The 19262-nt window shown below is 64.3% G+C and carries 14 protein-coding genes; 3 read left to right on the forward strand and 11 right to left on the reverse strand.

What is annotated here, in order from left to right:
- The 10 genes from Q4S45_RS09830 to Q4S45_RS09875 form a co-directional block, all read right to left on the reverse strand.
- Positions 1-1500 (reverse strand): peptide MFS transporter, encoded by a 1500-nt coding sequence (locus Q4S45_RS09830; RefSeq protein ID WP_305511409.1) that lies wholly within the window; start codon positions 1498-1500, stop codon positions 1-3.
- Between the two features lie 141 nt (positions 1501-1641).
- The gene (locus Q4S45_RS09835) at positions 1642-2472 is read right to left on the reverse strand and encodes a ferritin-like domain-containing protein (RefSeq protein WP_305511411.1); all 831 of its coding nucleotides are present in this window, start codon (positions 2470-2472) and stop codon (positions 1642-1644) included.
- 93 nt (positions 2473-2565) lie between these two features.
- Positions 2566-3384, reverse strand: a complete 819-nt coding sequence (locus Q4S45_RS09840) for a hypothetical protein (protein WP_305511413.1) — start codon at positions 3382-3384, stop codon at positions 2566-2568.
- A gap of 148 nt (positions 3385-3532) precedes the next feature.
- Positions 3533-4294: a hypothetical protein gene (locus Q4S45_RS09845; protein WP_305511415.1), complete on the reverse strand. Its 762-nt coding sequence runs from the start codon at positions 4292-4294 to the stop codon at positions 3533-3535.
- Positions 4275-4754: an N-acetyltransferase gene (locus Q4S45_RS09850; RefSeq protein WP_305511417.1), complete on the reverse strand. Its 480-nt coding sequence runs from the start codon at positions 4752-4754 to the stop codon at positions 4275-4277. The genes Q4S45_RS09845 and Q4S45_RS09850 overlap by 20 nt, the downstream gene beginning before the upstream one ends.
- Entirely contained in the window at positions 4751-7510 is a 2760-nt protein-coding gene (locus Q4S45_RS09855; RefSeq protein ID WP_305511419.1) for an Hsp70 family protein, read from the reverse strand. The genes Q4S45_RS09850 and Q4S45_RS09855 overlap by 4 nt, the downstream gene beginning before the upstream one ends.
- On the reverse strand, positions 7510-9357 hold the full coding sequence (locus Q4S45_RS09860; protein ID WP_305511421.1) for an Hsp70 family protein: 1848 nt from the start codon (positions 9355-9357) through the stop codon (positions 7510-7512). The genes Q4S45_RS09855 and Q4S45_RS09860 overlap by 1 nt, the downstream gene beginning before the upstream one ends.
- Positions 9354-9920: a DUF2760 domain-containing protein gene (locus Q4S45_RS09865; protein WP_305511424.1), complete on the reverse strand. Its 567-nt coding sequence runs from the start codon at positions 9918-9920 to the stop codon at positions 9354-9356. The genes Q4S45_RS09860 and Q4S45_RS09865 overlap by 4 nt, the downstream gene beginning before the upstream one ends.
- A gap of 203 nt (positions 9921-10123) precedes the next feature.
- Positions 10124-12190 (reverse strand): bifunctional diguanylate cyclase/phosphodiesterase, encoded by a 2067-nt coding sequence (locus Q4S45_RS09870; RefSeq protein ID WP_305511426.1) that lies wholly within the window; start codon positions 12188-12190, stop codon positions 10124-10126.
- Positions 12191-12376: 186 nt separating this feature from the next.
- Positions 12377-14137 carry an amidohydrolase gene (locus Q4S45_RS09875; RefSeq protein WP_305511428.1) on the reverse strand — a complete coding sequence of 587 codons (1761 nt, stop codon included), beginning with the start codon at positions 14135-14137 and terminating at the stop codon, positions 12377-12379.
- A gap of 395 nt (positions 14138-14532) precedes the next feature.
- On the opposite strand from Q4S45_RS09875, the gene Q4S45_RS09880 reads away from it, so the two are divergent.
- The 3 genes from Q4S45_RS09880 to Q4S45_RS09890 are packed head-to-tail and all read left to right on the forward strand — an operon-like array spanning position 14533 to position 16998.
- The gene (locus Q4S45_RS09880; RefSeq protein WP_305511430.1) at positions 14533-15924 is read left to right on the forward strand and encodes a pilus assembly protein TadE; all 1392 of its coding nucleotides are present in this window, start codon (positions 14533-14535) and stop codon (positions 15922-15924) included.
- The gene (locus Q4S45_RS09885) at positions 15921-16397 is read left to right on the forward strand and encodes a TadE family protein (protein ID WP_305511432.1); all 477 of its coding nucleotides are present in this window, start codon (positions 15921-15923) and stop codon (positions 16395-16397) included. The genes Q4S45_RS09880 and Q4S45_RS09885 overlap by 4 nt, the downstream gene beginning before the upstream one ends.
- Positions 16384-16998 (forward strand): TadE/TadG family type IV pilus assembly protein, encoded by a 615-nt coding sequence (locus Q4S45_RS09890; RefSeq protein ID WP_305511434.1) that lies wholly within the window; start codon positions 16384-16386, stop codon positions 16996-16998. Before Q4S45_RS09885 ends, Q4S45_RS09890 begins: the two co-directional genes overlap by 14 nt.
- Before the next feature lie 42 nt (positions 16999-17040).
- Here the strand turns inward: Q4S45_RS09890 and Q4S45_RS09895 are convergent, their stop codons facing one another.
- Positions 17041-19245, reverse strand: a complete 2205-nt coding sequence (locus tag Q4S45_RS09895; RefSeq protein WP_305511436.1) for an OsmC domain/YcaO domain-containing protein — start codon at positions 19243-19245, stop codon at positions 17041-17043.
- Positions 19246-19262 lie beyond the last annotated feature (17 nt).

Raw genomic sequence — 19262 nt, forward strand, 5'->3', positions numbered from 1 at the left:
TCAGCTGTGCGAATGGTGGGTCGCGGTCAGGCGGCGCATCAGCGGCAGCGCGGCCAGTGCGATCAGCGTGCAGGCGATCGCGGCGAAGCCCAGCTTGTTGAACAGGCTGGTGTAGATCGGCAGCGTGAGCAGCGGATCGGTCACGTCCTTCGGCACGCTGGCGTAATTGGCGACCACGCCGCCGAGGTACTGCGAGATGCCCGATGCGACGAAGTAGGCGCCCATCATGAAGCCGCCCATGCGGGCCGGCACGTAGCGCGCCATCATCGCCAGGCCCAGGCCCGACACCAGCAGCTCGCCCAGCGAATACAGGCCGTAGCCGGCGATCATGATCCACGACGAGGTCAGGCCATTGACGGCAAACTGGCCGGCCACGCCGTAGGTGAAGAAGCCCAGCGCGACCACCGCGAAACCAAGCGCGAACTTGCCGGCGATCGACAAGTCCTTGCCGCTCTGGCCGGCGCGCGAATAGATCAAGGCCAGCACAGGGCTCAGCACCATGATCCAGATTGCGTTGAGCGCCTGGAACTGCGCTGGCGACCAGGTCCACAGGTGGGAGCCGAGCACGTTGAATTCGAGGTCCACGTTACGCAGGGCGAACAGCGACAGCGAGGTCGACATCTGCTGGTAGAAGATGAAGAAGAACACGGTCTGCAGGGTGAGCACCAGGGCTGCGATCAGGCCGGCGCGCTCGCTCACTTCGCTCTTGCGGATCAGGTGCACGAAAATACCCAGCACGACGAAGCCGGCGATGTACACGAAGGCGCGCGCGATGCTCTGGTACTCGAGGATGACGACCGAGGCGACGACGGCGACGGCGCCGCCGGCCAGCACCATCAGCAGCTTGCCGACGTTGAGCGGTCGGGTGTCCGGCGGCGAGCCGATGTGGCCGATGGTGGCGCGCATCATCAGCCCGCTCAGGATGCCGACCACCAGGCCGACGCTGCAGAACGCGAAGGCGGTATGCCAGCCAAGTTCGTTGCCATAGGTGGCGTTGACGTAGTCCTTGATCCACGGCGTGGCCAGCATCGACACGGTGGAGCCGACGTTGACGGCCATGTAGTACATCGTGAAGGCGCTGTCGATTTTCGAATCGTCGCCTTCATAAATCTTGCGCACCAGGTTGGCGGTGTTGGGCTTGAACAGGCCATTGCCGACGACGATGACGCCGAGCGCCGCGAACAGGAAGCGGGTGTCCTGGGCCGGCACCGCCATCAGGGCGTAGCCGACCGACAGGATCGTCGCGCCGATGAACATGCAGCGCTTGGTGCCGAGCACCTTGTCGCCGATCCAGCCACCGACCGCGGGCGCCACGTAGATCAGGGCCGCGGCGGCGCTCCACACCAGGTTGGCGCGGCTGTCTTCGAAGCCCATACGCTGCACCATGTAGTACACGATCAGCGCCTGCATGCCGTAGTAGCCGAAGCGTTCCCACAGTTCGATCATCCAGATCGTCATGAATGAGCGCGTCTGGGTGTAGGGTTGGAGTTGCATGTCCATTTGTTGTTCCGTTGTATTGATTAGCGGTTAAGTATCAGCGCCCCGACTACGATGGTCGCGGCGGCGCGCATAGTATCGTCGGATTGTCTCGCGATGCCTACAAAAATTAATGTGCGGTTGCAACATTCGGTTGCATTAATATCAAGATGGCGTCAGGTCCGCGGGACCAGACCCCGGCAGCGCGCGCAGTTCTTCTTCCGTGAAGCCGGCGCGGCGCCGCGCGTCCAGGTTGAACGGGCCGCGCAGGGTCGGCGCCGCGTATTTCACCGCCAGCTCCGCATAAGTCGCGCGCGGTTCCAGCCCGCGCTGGCGGCACAGGAAGCCATACCAGCGATTGCCGATTTCGACGTGGCCGACCTCGTCGCGCAGGATGATGTCGAGGATGCGCGCCGCTTCCATGTCGCCCGCCTGCGCCAGCTTCGCGCGCAGCGGCGGAATCGCGTCCAGCCCGCGCGCTTCGAGCGTGCGCGGCACCAGCGCCATGCGCGCCGTCACATCATCGGTGGTTTTCGCGACCATCTCCCACAGGCTGTCGTGCGCCGGGAAGTCGCCGTATCCGTAGCCGAGCGTATGTAGGTGCGCGGCCAGCATCGAGAAGTGCGTCGCTTCTTCGCTGGCCACGCGCAGCCAGTCGAAGTAGTAGGCGTCGGGCATGCCGGCGAAGCGCGCCAGCGCGTCGAGCGCCAGGTTGACGGCGTTGAATTCGATATGGGCCAGGGCGTGCACCAGCATCGCGCGCCCTTCCACCGTCACCATCGAGCGCCTGCCAACCAGGCGTGGAGGCACCAGCTCCGGACGAGGCGGACGTCCCGGAATCTCGCCGGTCATCGCAAGCGCTGCGCCGGCGTCCGTCGCGCACCGTTGCGCGCGGCTGGCCGCGGCCATGTCGGCAACCGCAGCCACTTTGGCGGCCGGATCCGGTTCCAGCAGCGCCTTGAGCGCCCATGCCCGCAGGGAGAGCGCCTGATCCATTGCGTTTCCTTGATACGATTAAAGGACGCAGTGTATCAAACGCGCCCGCACGCCCACAAGGAAGCCGCGGCGCGGACTGGATGGTTTGCGCGTCTAGCCGGTGGCGCGTCCATCTCCCGGACGTATGGCAGCGATACTGCTCCCCGGCATGGCAGAGCCCATGTCGGGAGTGATCCGCCGCGCCACCCGCCCGCGCGCCTGTGCGCCAGGCATCCCTCCTGCGCCGGTCTTGATCGAATAGCGTTCCCGTGAGCGGTCATCTGGAAAAAACGTGTCCGGGCCGCCGCCGCCGGCTTTGTTCGGATCGAAAAAGCCCACGTAGCCGCCCGGATTGACGTTGAAAGAACGCAGTGCAGTGCCGCTGAAATCGCGTCGCGCGCTCGCCGATTCATCCGTCGAAAAATAATTGGGCAGCACGAAGTTCGATACCGTGACGCTGTCGATTTCATAGACCTGCGACTGCACCGCGTCACATACCTCGAAATAGTGATACACCTCAGGAACGCCGGCGCCGCCCGGGTGCGGCCCCTTCACCAGCAAGTTGCAATAGGGGTCGGCGAATAGTTCCAGCGCCTCGTGCGACAGCGTGGTGGACCACTGGTCGCCCAGCTCCGCGCACAGGTCCAGGTAGACGAAGCCGTAGGGTATGCCGCGCAGGCTGCGGGCGTGGTAGCCGAGAGCGTCGTCGGACCTGGCGGAATCGACGATGTACAGGATGGCGTCGCCGCGCATCTCTTGCAGTGCGGCGACGTCGATGTTTCCGCCGGCGGGCCCCTCGACCCGCAGGCTTCCGCCAAATCCCCAATAGGGCGCAAAATCCTCGGCGATCTGGCGGTTGATGGCGCGCACCACGCGATGCAGTTCAAGGTCCGCAATGGTGTGGGTGAAATTTACGACAGAGATCTGGAACATGTGGTTCTCCTGGCATCTGAAGTCTGCTTTTCGAACGATTGTGCGCCCGCTTTGGAGCGAAACCTCATCCATTAACAGAATTTTTTCAACCGTTGGGGACGAACCACAATCCAGGAACTCGTGTCGCCGGGCCGGGGTCAAAGGCGCCCTAGCCCTTGATGTGCCGGAAGGTCGGCTCGATATTTTTCGAATGCAGGAATTTGACGATATCTTCAAGAGTCGCATCCTGTAGCAGCAGGCTTGAAGCAACATGGGTATGGGGCGTCGCCACGGGCGATCCGTCACCCCGCAGCGCGGCCAGCGCCTGCGCGAACTGCGCCGGCGTGATGCTTTGGAGGCCTTCGAGGAATCCGACTTGCGCACCTACCGGGGGCGCCATGTCCAGCCCGGGCTCCTCGGCGAACGAGCCACCCATGCTCGGATGGATGAACGCCGCCCACTTGCCGCTGGCCTGGCGCGCCGGCGGCGGCTCGGCCCAGCGACGCGGCAAATCGTCGGGCAGCTGGGCCGCCTCGGGCAGGTACGCCTTGCGCACCAGGTAGATAAACTCGCGCGCGTCGGCCGCCGGCACCGGCTCGGCCAGCGAGAGCCAGAGCGCAAAACCGGTGCGGCCCGAAATGCTGACCGCCGGCGCCGGCAGGTTCAACTGCTCCTGCAGCGCGTTGGCGACCACGCACAGGTCACGCCAGTGCTGCTCGCCCTTGCCGGCATCGCCGGAATCGAAATCCATCACAAGGGCGCGCGTGAGCCCCTGCTCCGTCACCAGTTCGACAGCGATGGTGCGTACGCCGAGCAGGTGCTGTTCGAACGCGGAGGTCGACAAGGACGCGGGCGCCGCGTCGTCCTGGGCGCGGTATCGCTGGCCGTCCATCAGGTACAGCCGGGTGATTTCAGAAATGAGTTTTTGCATGGTCCGATGATGTGAGAGTGTCGCCGAGGCGCTTTTCAAGGCGCAGCGCGGCGCCGCCGTCCTCATAGTACTCCTCGTATTCGCCGAAGACGGCGTATCCGGCGCGTTTGAACAGCGCTTGCGAGGCCGCGTTGTCGACACTGATTTCGAGCCGGACCAGCAGGCGCCCGCGCTCTCTTGCCACCGCCTCCGCGGCCCTGACGAGCGCCAGGCCGGCGCCCTGCCCCTTGAATTCGGGCGCCACCGCGATGGAGTAGATGCGCGCGATGCGGTGGCGCGCGTTAAAGCGCACTATGACGTGGCCGCGCAGCCGGCCATCGCATTCGTCGAGCAGGACCACTGCCGCATCGCTGCGCAGGAATTGGCGCATGCTGCGGCGGTTCACGCCATCGCAGACAAAGCTTGACTCCTCAAGTATCGCCAGCCGATCGAGGTCGGCCAGTGCCGCCGCGCGGATCACCCGCGCGGTCCGTCGATCAGCGTCAACCCGGGCGGCAGCGAGTCGCCCAGCATTCGCTGCTCCACCGCTTCATCCAGGCTGCCCGCCTCGCGCACCATTGCGATCCACGCCGGCGCGGCGCCGCTCGCCTCCAGGCGTTCGATGATCCGTTGCCGCAATGGTTCCGGCACGTCGCGCGAGCGGTCGCCGGTCATGCGCGCGAGGTGCGCCGCGGCGAAGGCGGCGGCGTCGACCCGTTTCCAGTCGAATGCCAGGATCGCTTCGAGCCAATCGGCGACGACGTCCGGCGGCACCACCTCGTGCGCGCTGCCGTGAAATGGCTGGCGCGCGCCGACGCGCCCAAGCGCGGCGAGGGCCTGCGCGTCGGGGCCCTGTTTCAGGATGTCGAGCAGCCAGGCGCCGACTTCGACCTTGTAAGCGGCGGGAATGCGCTCGAGCGACGCCGCCAGCCGCATCATCTCGTCGCGGCTGCCGCGCACCAGCGTGACCGGGCGCTTGCCCCGTTCCGCCTTGTCGGCCTGCACGTTGAACGCGAAGTCGTCGAGCAGGCGCAGTTGCGCGTCCTTGTCCAGCCCACCCGAAACGCGCCGCCAGAGCGTCCACCATTCGGCGCCGGCCTGCGCGTTCGAGTGATGCTGCACGCCCGCTTCGAACAGCGCCCACAACTGCTCGATGCGCCAGGGATCGAGCGCATAGCCGAAGCCGGGGCGCAGGCAAAATCCGGCCAGGTTCAGCCACACCGCTTCGTGTTCGGCCGAGCGGCGCCGCCCTCGCGCGCGCTGCAGCAAGGCGTCGAACAGCTTGCGCAGCAGCGGCGTATGCCACTGCTCGCGGCCTCCCAGCAGCTTTTCCAGATCGCGCCTCAACTGGCGCACCTCCTTCGGCGGAACCTGCTGGCCGCGGCTCCCGAACACCCGTTCGATCTTCCCGATGGCCTCGCCCAGATTCGGCGGCAAGGGATAGTTGGCTTCCAGGCTCCCCTCCTCCGCGCCATCGCCGCGCAGCTGGAACTCCAGCAGCCAGCGCTGGCTCTGGTCGTCGGTTGAAACGCAGTGCATCTCGAGCGTGCCGACTTCGGTAATCGATGTCGCCAGCCGCACCGGGATCTGCTGCCTGCTGCCGCCGCGCAGCACGGTTGCGATCGGCGGCAAGGGCACGAAATCGCCGTCGCTCAGATCGATCACCTGCCCCACCACGGGTCCCGAATCGGCGATCGAAGACACCAGGTGAAAGCGCACCGGCTGGCCAAGGCGCAGCGCAAATATCCGATCCTGCAGCACGATCTCGCGCCCTTCCTCGCTACCGCGCGGAAGAATGCAAATGGCCTTCGTATCGTTTTCAAGGACCAGGAAATAGCTGCGCGGCGACCCGCCGCCGATTTTTGGCGCCAGGCCCTCGCGCGCGAGCGCATACGCGACCGCGCCGCGGGCGACGGCGACGTCCGGGTTGTCGTTGTGCAGCAGGTGCAGCGGCGCGCCGCGCCACTCCGCCAGCGTGTCTTCGAGCCGGCTGGCGAGGGCCGCGGCGCGGAACACGCCGCCGTTGAGCAACAGCGTATCCGGAACCGGGAGCGCGCCGCCCGGCGGCAGGCCCAGGGCCTCGCGCGCGGCAGCGGCGTGCTGCGCCAGGAAACTGGCGACGTGGCGCGTGATCGCCGCATCGCTGGCATACGGCAGGCCGAATTCGACAATGCCGGCGCGGCGCTGCGTTGCCTGCTCCGCCGGGCCGACCTTCGGGAAGAATCCGTCGACGATGGCGCGCGCGACTTCATCGCGCGTCAAGGTGGCCGAGCGCGCGCCGCCAATCAGTTTCGCGCCGGCGCCGAGCAGGGTCACCTGGACCTGGGCCGGCGCTCCGGCAGCGAGCAGCTCCTCCTTCGCGGCGCGGCAACGCTCTAAAAGCTGCGACAGGCGGGCCGCCGACAGGCGCGCCTGTCCGCCTTCCTCCGCGTTCATGCGCGCTTCGACCATGTGCGCGAGCACCAGGTCCATATTGTCCCCGCCGAGCATCAGGTGCTTGCCGACGCCGATGCGCGTGAGCTGGGGCTCGCCATCCCGGATGTCCACCTTGATCAGGCTGAAGTCGGTCGTGCCTCCCCCGACATCGCACACCAGCACCAGGCGCGTGTTGGCTAGGGCGGCGCCGAGGTTTGCGCGATGGCGGAACAGCCAGTCGTAGAAGACGGCCTGCGGCTCCTCCAGCAGGCGCACCGCGGGCAAGCCGGCTTGCTGCGCCGCCCGCAGGGTCAGGGCCCGCGCGCCCTCGTCGAACGAAGCGGGAACCGTCAGCACCACCTCCTGCTGCTCCAGCGGCGCCTGCGGAAAACGCCAGTTCCACGCGGCGCGTACGTGGGCCAGGTAGCTCGCGCTGGCATCGACCGGCGACAACTTGGGCACGTCGGCCGGAGCGCCCCATGGCAGGATGGGCGCCAGGCGATCGACGGCGGAATGGGACAGCCAGCTCTTTGCGCTGGAGACGAGGCGGCCGGGAACCTGCGCGCCCAGTTTGCGCGCCAGGGTTCCGATCACCTGCCCCTCGGTCGCTGCCCATGGCAGCTGTAGGGCGCCTGGCGCCAGTTCGCCGTCGGCCGGATGGTAGCGCAGCGACGGCAGCAAGGCGCCGGCCTTGACTTCGCCCGGCGCGACCAGCTGATCGATGTCGAACAGGCCGATGCTGTCGCCGCCGGACGCGGCGAAGGCCACCACGGTGTTGGTGGTGCCGAGGTCGATGCCGACGACGTGGCGCTTGCGCGTCATCAGGCCTGGCTGGTGCCACGCACGTCGAATTCGACGTTCCAGCGTTCGCCGCCGCTGCGCGGAACTGCCGACAGCTCCAGGGTGCCCGCTTCAGTGACCCTGGCCTGCAATTTCACCTGGACGATTTCGCCGGCCTGCCTGCCTTCGGCCGGCAGCGTCGCCTCGATCTCATCGAGCTCCTGAAGTTCGTCCGGGCCCCAGAAGTCCAGGTGGGTGCCCATCTGGTCCTGGCGCCGCACGGACGAACCGAAGAAGCGGAAGTGCACCGGCTCGCCCACCACCAGGCCGAACTCCTGCTCCATAGGCACCGCGTCGGCGCCCTCCTCCATGCCGAACGGCGCGACGCACAGCGCGGTGATCGGGGGCTCCATGCCAGGGATGGCCGGCATCGACGACTCCACCGCAACGTAATAGGAGCGCGCCGTGCCGCCGCGAATGCGCACGCCTTCGCCGCGCTTTACGTAGCCGTAATAGGCGGCGCCGCGCGCGACGGCGAGGTCGAAGTCGGCGCCTTCGAGCACGCGCGCAGGCGCGGCGTTGTCGGCCGCCAGCCAGGCGTTCAGCGTGGCCAGCGTGCGCTCGACCAGCAGCGACGATTTGAAGATGCCGCCGTTGAACAGCACCGCGGTCGGATGCAGGAAGGTCGCCGCCGGATCGACGGCGCCTTCGAAGCCTTCGAGCTCGCTGATCGCCGCGACCTGCCTGCCGAGGAAACCGGCCAGGTGGCGGGTGATGCCGGCATCCTGGGCGAACGGCAGGCCCAGTTGGGTCAGGCCGGCGCGGGTGCGCACCGCCGGACGTGCGCCCGAATCGACCTGCGGGAAGAAGCCTTCCAGGATCACGGAGGTGACCTCGTCGCGCGTGAGCTCGGTGCGGATCGAGCCGCCGATCAGCTTCGAGCCGCGGCTGGGTACGACCACCGGCACCGACGCGGCGCCCGCATCGGACAGCAGGGTTTCCTTGGCGGCGCGGCAGGCATAGGTCAGCGCGCGCATTTGCCATGCGTCGAGCTGGGTGCCGGCTCCCGCCAGCTTGCGCGCGACGACGTGCGCAAGCGTCAGGTCCATGTTGTCGCCGCCCAGCAGGATGTGGTCGCCCACCGCGACGCGGTGCAGTTCCAGGTTGCCGTCGCGCTCGACCACGGCGATCAGCGAGAAGTCGCTGGTGCCGCCGCCGACATCGACGACCAGGATGATGTCGCCCGGCTTGACCTGCTTGCGCCAGCGGCCCTGGCTGGCCTGGATCCAGTGGTACAGCGCCGATTGCGGCTCTTCCAGCAAGGTGAGCGAATCGTAGCCCGCTGCCCGCGCCGCCTCCGCGGTCAGCTCGCGCGCCGCGGGATCGAACGAAGCCGGGATGGTGACGGTGACGTCCTGCTCGCCGAAGGGCGCCTCGGGATGGGCGTTGTCCCACGCTTCGCGCAGGTGCGACAGGTAGCGGATCGATGCTTCCAGCGGCGAGACGCGCGCCACTTCAGGCGGCGCATCGTTGGGCAGGATCGCGGCGCGGCGGTCCACGCCGGGGTGGCACAGCCAGCTCTTGGCGCTGGATACGAGGCGGATCGGCGTGGTCGCGCCAAGCTGGCGCGCCAGTTGGCCGACCACGTGATCCTGGCCGCCGAGCCACGGCAGGTTGAGATCGCCCGGCGCCATTTCAGCCGCGTGCGGAAGGTACAGGAACGACGGCAGCAGCGACTGGGCTTCGACGGCGCCCGGCGCGGTCAGCTGGGGAATCTCGAGAACGCCGTGGACCGTTTTCTCGCCGTCGCTCGCGGCCAGGTCGGTGAAGGCGAGCGCGCTGTGCGTGGTGCCCAGGTCGATGCCGATGGCATAGCGCGGCGCGCTCACAGCTCCACCTCCGCCGGCGCCAAGATGGTCGCATCGTGGCTGGCGACCAGCTTGGGCAAGCGCACTTCGGTGGCGCGCCAGCCGCGGTGACTGAGGCTGCCGTTGAACGGCGCGGCGCCGACCACGTTGCCGGTCAGGCGGACGGCGGCGGCATCGAAGCCATCGTTGAGGGTAATGCGGCTGCCTTCAGCCTCGCTGCGCACGCTGGCGATGGTGAAGTGCTCGGCGAGCACCTTGCGGCAGCCTTCGTGCACCACGCGCGCGGCCGCGCCGATTTCGGCGTCGGAAAAGCCGGACAGGTTCTCCTGAACGAAATCGATCAGGCGCGCGTCGCGCTGGAACAGGCTCAATAGCTGGAGGGCTGCGTCGGGCGACGCTTCCTTGATTTGCGGCGCGACGGGCTTCGGCGCCACGGCCGGTTTCGGCTGCACGGCCACCTGGTCGATCCGCTCGACGCGGCCGGCAAAGTCGGCGTCCGACAGTGTGCGGAAAAAATTGGCGAAGGCGAGAGAAATGCGCCGGCCCAGCGACGGAGGCGTAGTGGTGGAATTCGAAGTGGACATCTGGTGTTCCTGGTTCTGGATATTTTTTTGGCGGATGGCGGTGCGATTCGCGCGGCAGCATCGGGGAGATCGAACGAAATGTCAATGCGCGCGCCGATCGGCCGCTCGGAGAACCGCGGAAGTTGTGATTTTAACCTGACGGCGCATTCTCGGCATTGAAGCGTACCGGCCCTGCTATTCGTCCAAAGGCCGGTGTGCGCCCGTCAGTCCAGAAAGCGCAGGAATGCGCCGATGTCGATTGGCCTGGAAAACAGGAATCCCTGATACGCGTCGCACCCGAGCGCGGCCAGAAAGGCGCGCTGCTGTTCGGTTTCCACGCCCTCGGCAACCACCGTCAATCCGAGGCTATGGCCCATCGCGATAATCGCATGCACGAGCGCCGCGTCCTTGGTATCGTTGGGAATACGGTTGATGAAGGAACGGTCGATCTTCAGCTGCTCGAACGGCAGGAAGCGCAGGTAGGACAGCGAGGAATAGCCGGTGCCGAAGTCGTCGAGCGAAAAGCGTATTCCATGCTCCTTCAACACCTCTATCTTGCCGACGGCATCATCCATATCGTTGACCAGGGCGCTTTCGGTCAACTCAAGTTTCAGCAGCCCGGGATTGGCGCCGCTGTCATGAATCGCCTGCAATACGCCGGCCACAAAGTCACGGTGGCGGAACTGATAGGCACTGACGTTCACCGCCAGGCTCAGTTGCGCCGTCTTCGCGTCGGTCGCCCACGCTTTGAGGCGCGCGCACGCTTCGCGCATCACCCACTGGCCGAGCGCATGAATCAGGCCGGTTTCCTCTGCCAGCGGAATGAACACCGAGGGCGGCACCTGCTGGTGCGCCGGATGCGACCACCGCACCAGCGCTTCCGCGCCGATGACGCGCTGGTCCGCTCCCAGCTGCGGCTGGTAATGCAAGGTGAAGAGCATATTTTTGATACTGTACCGAAGCGCCATCTCCAGCGAGGTTTTGGCGGCAATCGTCGTTTGCATCTCCGGATCGTAAAAACGGATCGCATTGCGCCCCGCCGCTTTCGCCCGATACATCGCCAGGTCCGCCCGCTTGAGCAGCTCGTCGATGCCGCCGCACTCACTGTCGAGCAGCGTGACGCCAATGCTCGCCGTACCCGTGTGGTGGTAGTCGCCCAGATCGCAAGGCTCGGTCACGGCCGCCAGCACCTTTTCGCTGATCAGCTCGGCCTGGGTCGCCGCCGCGGCGGCGTCGCGGCTCAGGTCTTCGAGCAGGACCACGAATTCATCGCCGCCCAGCCGCGCAACCGTATCGATTTCCCGAACACATGTTGCCAGGCGCCGGGCCAGCTCCTGAAGCAGCAGATCGCCTTTATGGTGACCCTGGGTGTCGTTGAGCGCCTTGAAATTGTCGAGGTCAATGAAAATGACCGCGCCTATGCAATGGGCGCGCCTGGCGACGAGCATCGCGTGCTGCAAGCGGTCCCGCAGCAGTTGCCGGTTCGGCAGCCCCGTCAGCTGGTCGTAGAAGGCCAGGCGCTGGATTTCGGCTTCCGCCGTCTTGCGGCTCGAAATATCCCGGAAGTGAACCGAGACGACGTCCGCTGACGGATAGATTCTCACCTCGAACCAGTTATCGAAGATTTCCGAAAGCGTCTCGAATTCGACCGCGCGCTGTTGCGTCACTGCCAGCTGGCATTCCTGGTACATCACGGAATCGACCAGCTCAGGGAATTCGTCCCAGATCACCTTGCCCAGCAGCGCGGATCTTTCCCGCTTCATGAGCTTCTCGGCCATCCGGTTGAGGTAAATGACGTGCCAGGTCCGGTCCATCATCAGGAAGCCATCGGACATGCCTTCGATGGTGGTGTCGAGCCGGGCGGCGAGCAGATTGGCCCTTTCATCGGCGATCTTGCGCTCGTGAATATCGGTTGCGATGCCGTACCATTTCTTGATGTTCCCGTGCTCGTCCCTGACCGGCTTGGCCGTCACTCCCTGCCAGCGGTATTCGTTGGTGCCGATGTCGATGACGCGGAACTCGACCGAATAGACGTTGCCGGTGGCAATCGCTTCGCTCCATGACGCGATGGTGCGCTCGACGTCGTCGGGATGCAGCGCGTTCAGCCAGCTCTGGCTCGGGACGTCCAGCGTCACCCCGGTGTAATCCGTATACACCTTGTTCAAATAATCGACAGTGCCGTCCGGTTCCGCGGTCCACAAGATGTGGGGCATCGAATCCGCAAATTCGCGGAAGTGCTGATCCACCAGCGGAGGATCCAGGTTCGCGTTAATGAGGTCGGGCTGCTTCATATAAGCCAAGCATTCCAGAGATAAATTGGAACCGCCATCACCGGGCCGTACTGTGCGCCAGAAAGACGATGAATGCGCACACCCTCTCTATCATAAGGCGATTTCCCACCCTGCCGACGCCGACGAGTCTTGCCGTGCGGAACGGCATTGAGTGTGGGACAAAAAATCGCAGGCTGCGATGCCGCCCTAAGGCATGTCCTTCGCCTCGAACACCACTTTGCCGCCGACGACAGTCTGCAAGACTTTGATGTTGGCGATGTCCTCGTCCGGTATCGTGAAGAAATTGCGGTCCAGCACGATCAGATCGGCGAGTTTGCCGAGCTGCAGGGAACCGGTGGTCGTTTCCTGGCGCAGCGTGTAGGCCGCGTTCAACGTTATGGCGCGCAGCACGGCGGCGCGCGGCATGCCATGCTGCGAAGTCAGGCGGCCGGCGTACTCCTTGCCCGCATCGGGCGCGGCGGTCCGGGTGACCCCGACCTTGAGCGCGAACCAGACGTCCAGCGGATCGACCGGCCAATCGCTGCCGTAGGCGACCCGGGCGCCGGCGTCGTGCAGCACCGCCTGCGGCTCGACGGTGGCATAGCGCGCGGGGCCCAGGTAGTTCTTCAGCGCACCCACGGTGTCCGGCGCCGGCTTGCCCCACTGGAAGGAAAGCACCGGGGTCACGTTCAGCCGGGCGAAGCGCGGATAGTCGGCCGGGGCGACGATTTCATCATGCGCGATCGACGGCCGCGATTCGTGGCCGTACGGCGAAGCACGCAGCGCTTCGATCGCGTCGAGCGAATCGCGCACCGCGCGGTCGCCGTCGGCGTGGATGTGGGGATCGATATGCGCCCTGGCCAATTCGGCCAGCGTGGCCATGAGCGCGGCAGCGGAGAAATAGCTCGCCGGCCCCTTGCTTTGCCCGGGCTGCCAGTTGGGCGCGGCGTCGGTGCCCTTGTTGACCAGGTACGGCTCCAGCATGGCGCCGGTAAAGGCAGGCGCGGCGATCACGCCATCCATGAAGAGCTTGGCATGGCGCACCTGCATCGATGGCGCCACCTTCGTTGGCCCTTGGTCGAACTGTTTTTGCTTTTTCAGCAGGGCGGCGACGGCGCTTTGCGGCGTTGCGCCCTTGTCCAGGTCGATCAGCACCGCGAAATGCGCGCGCGCGGTCAGCCTGGCCTGGCGGTGCAGCGTCGCGAAAGCGGTCATCGTCTCGGGGTCGGTCCAGGCGTCGAGGAAGCTGGTGATGCCCTGCCGGCGCATCGCGTCCAGCGCAGCGGCGGAGGCGGCGAGGTTTTCCGCCACCGTCAGCGGCGGCAGCAGGTTCATCGCCATGTCCTGCGCGGCATCTTCCAGCAGCCCGGTGGCCTGCCCGCTGGAGTCGCGGACGATCTTTCCGCCTGCGGGGTCGGGCGTGTCCCGCTTGATGCCAGCCAGCGCGATCGCCCGCGAATTGAGCTGCGCGGAATGCCCAAACGACGAGCGCACGATCACCGGGCGGGAAGTCTTTAGGGCGTCCAGCGTGGCGGCAGTCGTTTCCACGCCTTCCGGCTGCATCCCCTGCTGGAACCAGTTGACCACGACAAGCCAGCGGTCGGGGTCCTTCTTTTCATCCTGGTCCAGGCAAGCCTGGATGCGCGCCTGAAACTGCGGCACGGTCAGCGACTCGTAATTCAGGCTGCAGTTCAGCAGGCGGCTGCCGCCCGATTGCGGATGCATGTGGGCGTCGATCAGACCGGGCATCAGCATGCGGCCGTGCAGGTCGATGACCCTGGTGGACTTGCCGATCAGCGGCTTGGCGCCGGCATTGTCGCCGACGTAGACGATGCGGCCGGCGCGTACCGCGAGCGCCTGCTGCACGCTGTCCTTGTCATCGACGGTGTAGACATAGCCGTTTCGGTAGACCATGTCGGCCGGCGACGCCGCGGCATGAGTCCCTCCAGGCGTCGCGATTGCGATCAAGAAAACTGCCAGGCAAGCTCTAATCATCCTACGACTCCCAAAGTTGAGAAGCACTCCGCTCACAGGCATATGGCATCTGCTCGTCAGGAGATTGTCGATGCAAAACTAGGTACATACGAAAAATTTACTACCAAACAATCTTAACCTAGCGCACGCGGTCGCCGTTTGTTGGCGCAAGTCAAGCTTGTAAGGAGTTGCCTAGCTAAAATCGTTTCCTGAAGGCTTTAAATGCGCGGCCGACGCACTGCGCCTCGGCGAACACTGGGAGGAACGGCATGGATACGACGCTCGACGCAGCGGCAACTTGCTCTGGCCGCCACCGTTGCGCAGCGGCTGCCGTACGGGGATCGCGTGGGTATCGGCCGGCGAGACGGCAGCGAGGCGCGTTTTCCCTCATGTTCATTCCCCTGTTGTTTGTACTGCTTGGCTTTTGCGCGCTGGCGATCGACCTGGGGATGATATACAACCGCAAAGCCGAGCTCAACGGCATAGCCAAGTCAGTGGCATTGGCTGCGGCGCGCGAGTTGAACGGTACCCAGGCGGGAGTGACTGCAGCCTTGACGAAAGCGGATGCCGCCGCACGCCGCCTGACCTACCAATACGGCAGCCCCATGATCTGGAACGAGGCGGCGATCACCTTTGGCACGTCGCCCTCCCCCACGGGAGACTGGATCGACGCAACTACCGCGAAATCGACGCCGGCCGGCCGGTATTATGCGAAAGTTGACACATCCGCCCTGGACCCAGCCGTTGGAACGGTCGACACTTTTTTCATTCAAATTCTTTCAGACTATACGGCCACCAGCGCGATCAGCGATCGTGCGGTCGCTGGCCGCGGGTCTGTCAACGTCACCCCTCTTGCGATCTGCGCAATGTCGCCCGTCCCCCGTGGCGCTCGTACCAATCCGGGCCCCCCGATTACCGTGGAACTGGTTGAATTCGGCTTTCGGCGCGGCGTCAATTACGACTTGATGCAGTTGAACCCAAACGCCACCACCCCGGCAAATTTCGTCGTCGACCCGGTCTTTCCGCCGGGTGCGACGGGAGCGTCAACCCATACTTCCGCGGCGGCGGTCGGCCCCTTCGTGTGCACCGGGACGATGTGGATGCCGCGAGTGACCGGCGGCTCGATTCGCGTTTCGGGGCCGTTTCCGCTCAGCGACCTATACCGGCAGCTCAATTCGCGTTTCGATCAATACGAAAATAACCTCTGCAAGGCGAATGGCTCGCCGCCGGACTTCAACGTCAAGATATACGAGGCCGCGACCGCTGTTTCCTGGATGAGCCCGGCTCCGACTGCGCAGGTTGCAGACCCCAGCACCACGGGCGCCAGGTTACAAACCGTACTGGACCTTCCCGCGCCCCCGGGCGGCGCCAAATTTGGACCACTGTGGTCATACGCCCGCGCGGCAAAATATGCGGCCACGGAACCGCCGGCCGGCGACGCCACTTTCCTGGTCAGCGACTGGACTAGCCTGTATGGCGCCAGCCCCACCGCATCGGGCTATCCCACTGGTGCTACAAATACGCCGTACCTGATGACGAGCGGCTCGAACTACGGTGTCCCGGGTGCGACCCACCTGGCGATTTCGAAAGAGAACCGTCGAGTGTTAAACGTGCCCCTGTTGTCGTGTCCCATCGCGACTGGCGATGGGGTATCGGCCGATGTGCTCGCGGTCGGTAAATTTTTCATGACCATTCCTGCAACCGCGACCAGCGTGTACGCCGAATTCGGCGGCATCATTCCGGAAAAATCCCTTTCCGGGCCAGTGGAGCTCTATCCATGATCATTTCCCCACGTCGCGCGTCACGTCACCGGCGCCAGCAAGGTGTTGCGGCGGTAGAACTCGCATTTCTGCTACCGATCCTCCTTATCTTTTTCACGGTGCCGCTGTTTTTCTCGGTGTATTTTTGGCACTACACTGCGGCTCAAAAAGCTGCTCAACACGCTGCGCGTTACCTGTCCACGATTTCGGCGCAGGAAATGAGATCGGCAACGCTGGCAACTGCGGCAGGCGCAACTGCCTCGACGATCGCGCAAACGGTCACCTCGGAGTTGCACATGGGCGCTGCGCCTGCAACAGTGGAAGTTTATTGTGGCAGAGTCCGCTGTACGGGCGTCGGGAGCCGGCCCTTGCCCGACACAGTTTTCGTGAGCGTACGCCTGGACATGTTCGATCAATTCTTCGGCGCAGTCGAAACCGGGCGGTACGGGTGGCCAGTGACCGCAGAAGTCGAGATGAGCTATGTGGGAAATTAATCGCCCATCGCGCCTGCGCGCGCCTCGCCGCACCGCACAGACAGGCGTTTTTGCCGTCGAGTTCTCGCTTTTGCTCGTGGTCTTCTTCGTGTTTGTCTTTGGCGTAATCGAAGTGGCCCGGATGATGTACATCTACAACACGCTGCAGGAAGTGACGCGCCGTGCCGCGAATGCAGCAGCATCTGCCGACTTCAGCAGCAACAGCGCGCTGAGCACGATCAAGCAGAACGCCGTGTTCCGAGACTCGCCAGGAGAGCTGCTGTTGGCCTCGCCGGTTTCCGATCAAAGCGTACGCATTGATTACCTCGCATTGAATCGGGCGCCCGATGGCAGCACAAGCATCGTCGAGATTGCGAAAAATGCATTACCCTCCTGCAACGCGCAAAATCGCCAAACCTGCATGGCTGATCCAAACGCGCTCAATTGCGTGCGCTTCGTGCGTGCGCGCGTATGTGACCCCAGTAACTCCACAAGCTGCGATGCAGTGGGCTTCCAGCCGCTTTCACTATTTGTTGACCTTGCAGTCAAGCTGCCGACAGCGCCAACCATTGTCCCGGCCGAGTCCTTGGGATTTTTGCCCGGCGCTGCGGCTTGTCTCTGAAACGGCTGTCAACCCTGCGCGCCTGTCCGCACGCCCTACGTGCTAACTGGAAGCCGCCGCCACATTCGCCCGCGCCCTGTGCAATTTCTTGTAGCTGTCGATCAGGCGGTGGTGCCTGTCGAGGCCCTCAAGTTTTATGCTCGTCGGCGTCAAGCCGAAGAAGCGCACGCTGCCATCCACCGAGCCCAGCACCGCGTCCATGCGAAGGTCGCCAAACATCCGGCGGAAATTGAGCACGTAATCGTCCAGTTCCAGGTCGTCATCGAGCACCACTTCCAGCACCACGTTCAAGGCCTGGTAGAACAACCTGCGCTCGACGGTATTGTCGTTGTACTGCAGGAAGGCGCCGACCAGCTCGTGCGCCTCTTCCAACTGCTGCAAGGCGAGGTTGATCAGCAGCCTCAACTCGAGCACGGTCAGCTGCCCCCATTCGGTATTCTCGTCGAACTCGATGCCGATCAGCGTGGCGATGTCGGAATACTCGTCCAGCTCGTTGTTCTCCAAACGCTCCAGCAGCGCCTCCAGGCTGGCGTCGTCCAGGCGGTGCAAATTCAAAATATCTTCACGGAACAGCAGTGACTTGTTGGTGTTATCCCAGACCAAATCTTCTACCGGGTAGATTTCCGAATATCCGGGCACCAGAATCCGGCAGGCGACGGCGCCCAGCTCGTCATACGTCGCCATGTAGACCTCTTTGCCCATGCCTTCGAGGATGCCGAGCAAGGTGGCGGCTTCCTGGGCATTGGAATTCTCGCCCTCGCCAGAAAAGTCCCACTCGACGAAATCGACATCCGCTTTCGCGCTGAAAAAGCGCCACGACACCACACCGCTCGAATCGATGAAGTGCTCGACAAAGTTATATGGTTCAGTCACGGCTTCACTTGCGAAAGTGGGGGCAGGCAGATCGTTCAGGCCTTCAAAACTGCGCCCCTGCAGCAATTCCGTGAGGCTGCGTTCGAGCGCCACCTCGAAGCTCGGGTGCGCGCCGAACGAGGCGAAGACACCGCCGGTTCGCGGATTCATCAAGGTGACGCACATCACCGGATAGGTTCCGCCGAGCGACGCGTCCTTGACCAGCACCGGGAAGCCCTGCTCCTCCAATGCCCGGATGCCGGCGATAATGCCAGGGTATTTCGCCAGCACCTCCTGCGGCACATCCGGCAATGCCATCTCGCCTTCCAGGATTTCGCGTTTGACCGCGCGTTCAAAAATTTCGGACAGGCATTGCACCTGCGCTTCGGCCAGCGTATTTCCGGCGCTCATGCCATTGCTGGCGTAGAGGTTTTCGATGAGGTTGGACGGGAAATACACCACCTCGCCGTCCGAATGCCGCACGAACGGCAGCGCAACGATTCCGCGCTCCGCGTTGCCGGAATTGGTGTCGATCAGGTGCGAGCCGCGCAGCTCGCCGTCGGGGTCGTAGACCTGCAGGCAGTACTCGTCGAGAATGCCGGCCGGCAGCGCGTCGTCGGGGCCAGGCTGGAACCAGCGTTCGTTCGGGTAATGCACGAAGTCCGCCCCAGCGATGTCCTCACCCCAGAACGCACCTGCGTAGAAATGGTTGCAGTTCAGGCGCTCGATATACTCACCCAGGGCCGATGCCAGCGCGCTCTCCTTCGTCGCACCCTTGCCATTGGTAAAACACATCGGCGAGTGAGCGTCGCGGATGTGCAGCGACCAGACATTGGGAACGATATTGCGCCACGAAGCGATCTCGATTTTGACGCCCCAGCTCGCCAGCATCCCCGACATATTGGCGATGGTCTGCTCCAGCGGCAGATCCTTGCCAGCGATGTAGGTACTCGACTCGGCAGAAGGCTGCAAAGTCAGCAGCGCCTGCGCGTCGGCGTCTAGGTTCGCCACCTCTTCGATCACAAAATCGGGACCTTCCTGCACCACTTTTTTGACGGTGCAACGCTCGATCGAACGCAGGATGCCCTGGCGGTCCTTGTCGGAAATATCGGCCGGCAACTCGACCTGAATCTTGAAGATCTGCTTGTAGCGGTTTTCGGGGTCGACGATGTTGTTCTGCGACAGCCGGATATGTTCGGTAGGGATGTTGCGGGTGTTGCAGTACAGCTTGACGAAGTAAGCGGCGCACAAGGCCGAAGAGGCGAGGAAATAGTCGAACGGACCGGGCGCCGAACCATCGCCTTTGTAGCGGATAGGTTGATCGGCGATGACCGTGAAGTCGTCGAACTTCGCTTCCAGACGTAGCTTGTCGAGAAAGTTGACTTTAATTTCCATAACTGATTTCCAATGCG

It is taken from the genome of Massilia sp. R2A-15 (assembly GCF_030704305.1).
Lineage (GTDB): Bacteria > Pseudomonadota > Gammaproteobacteria > Burkholderiales > Burkholderiaceae_D > JAFCUW01.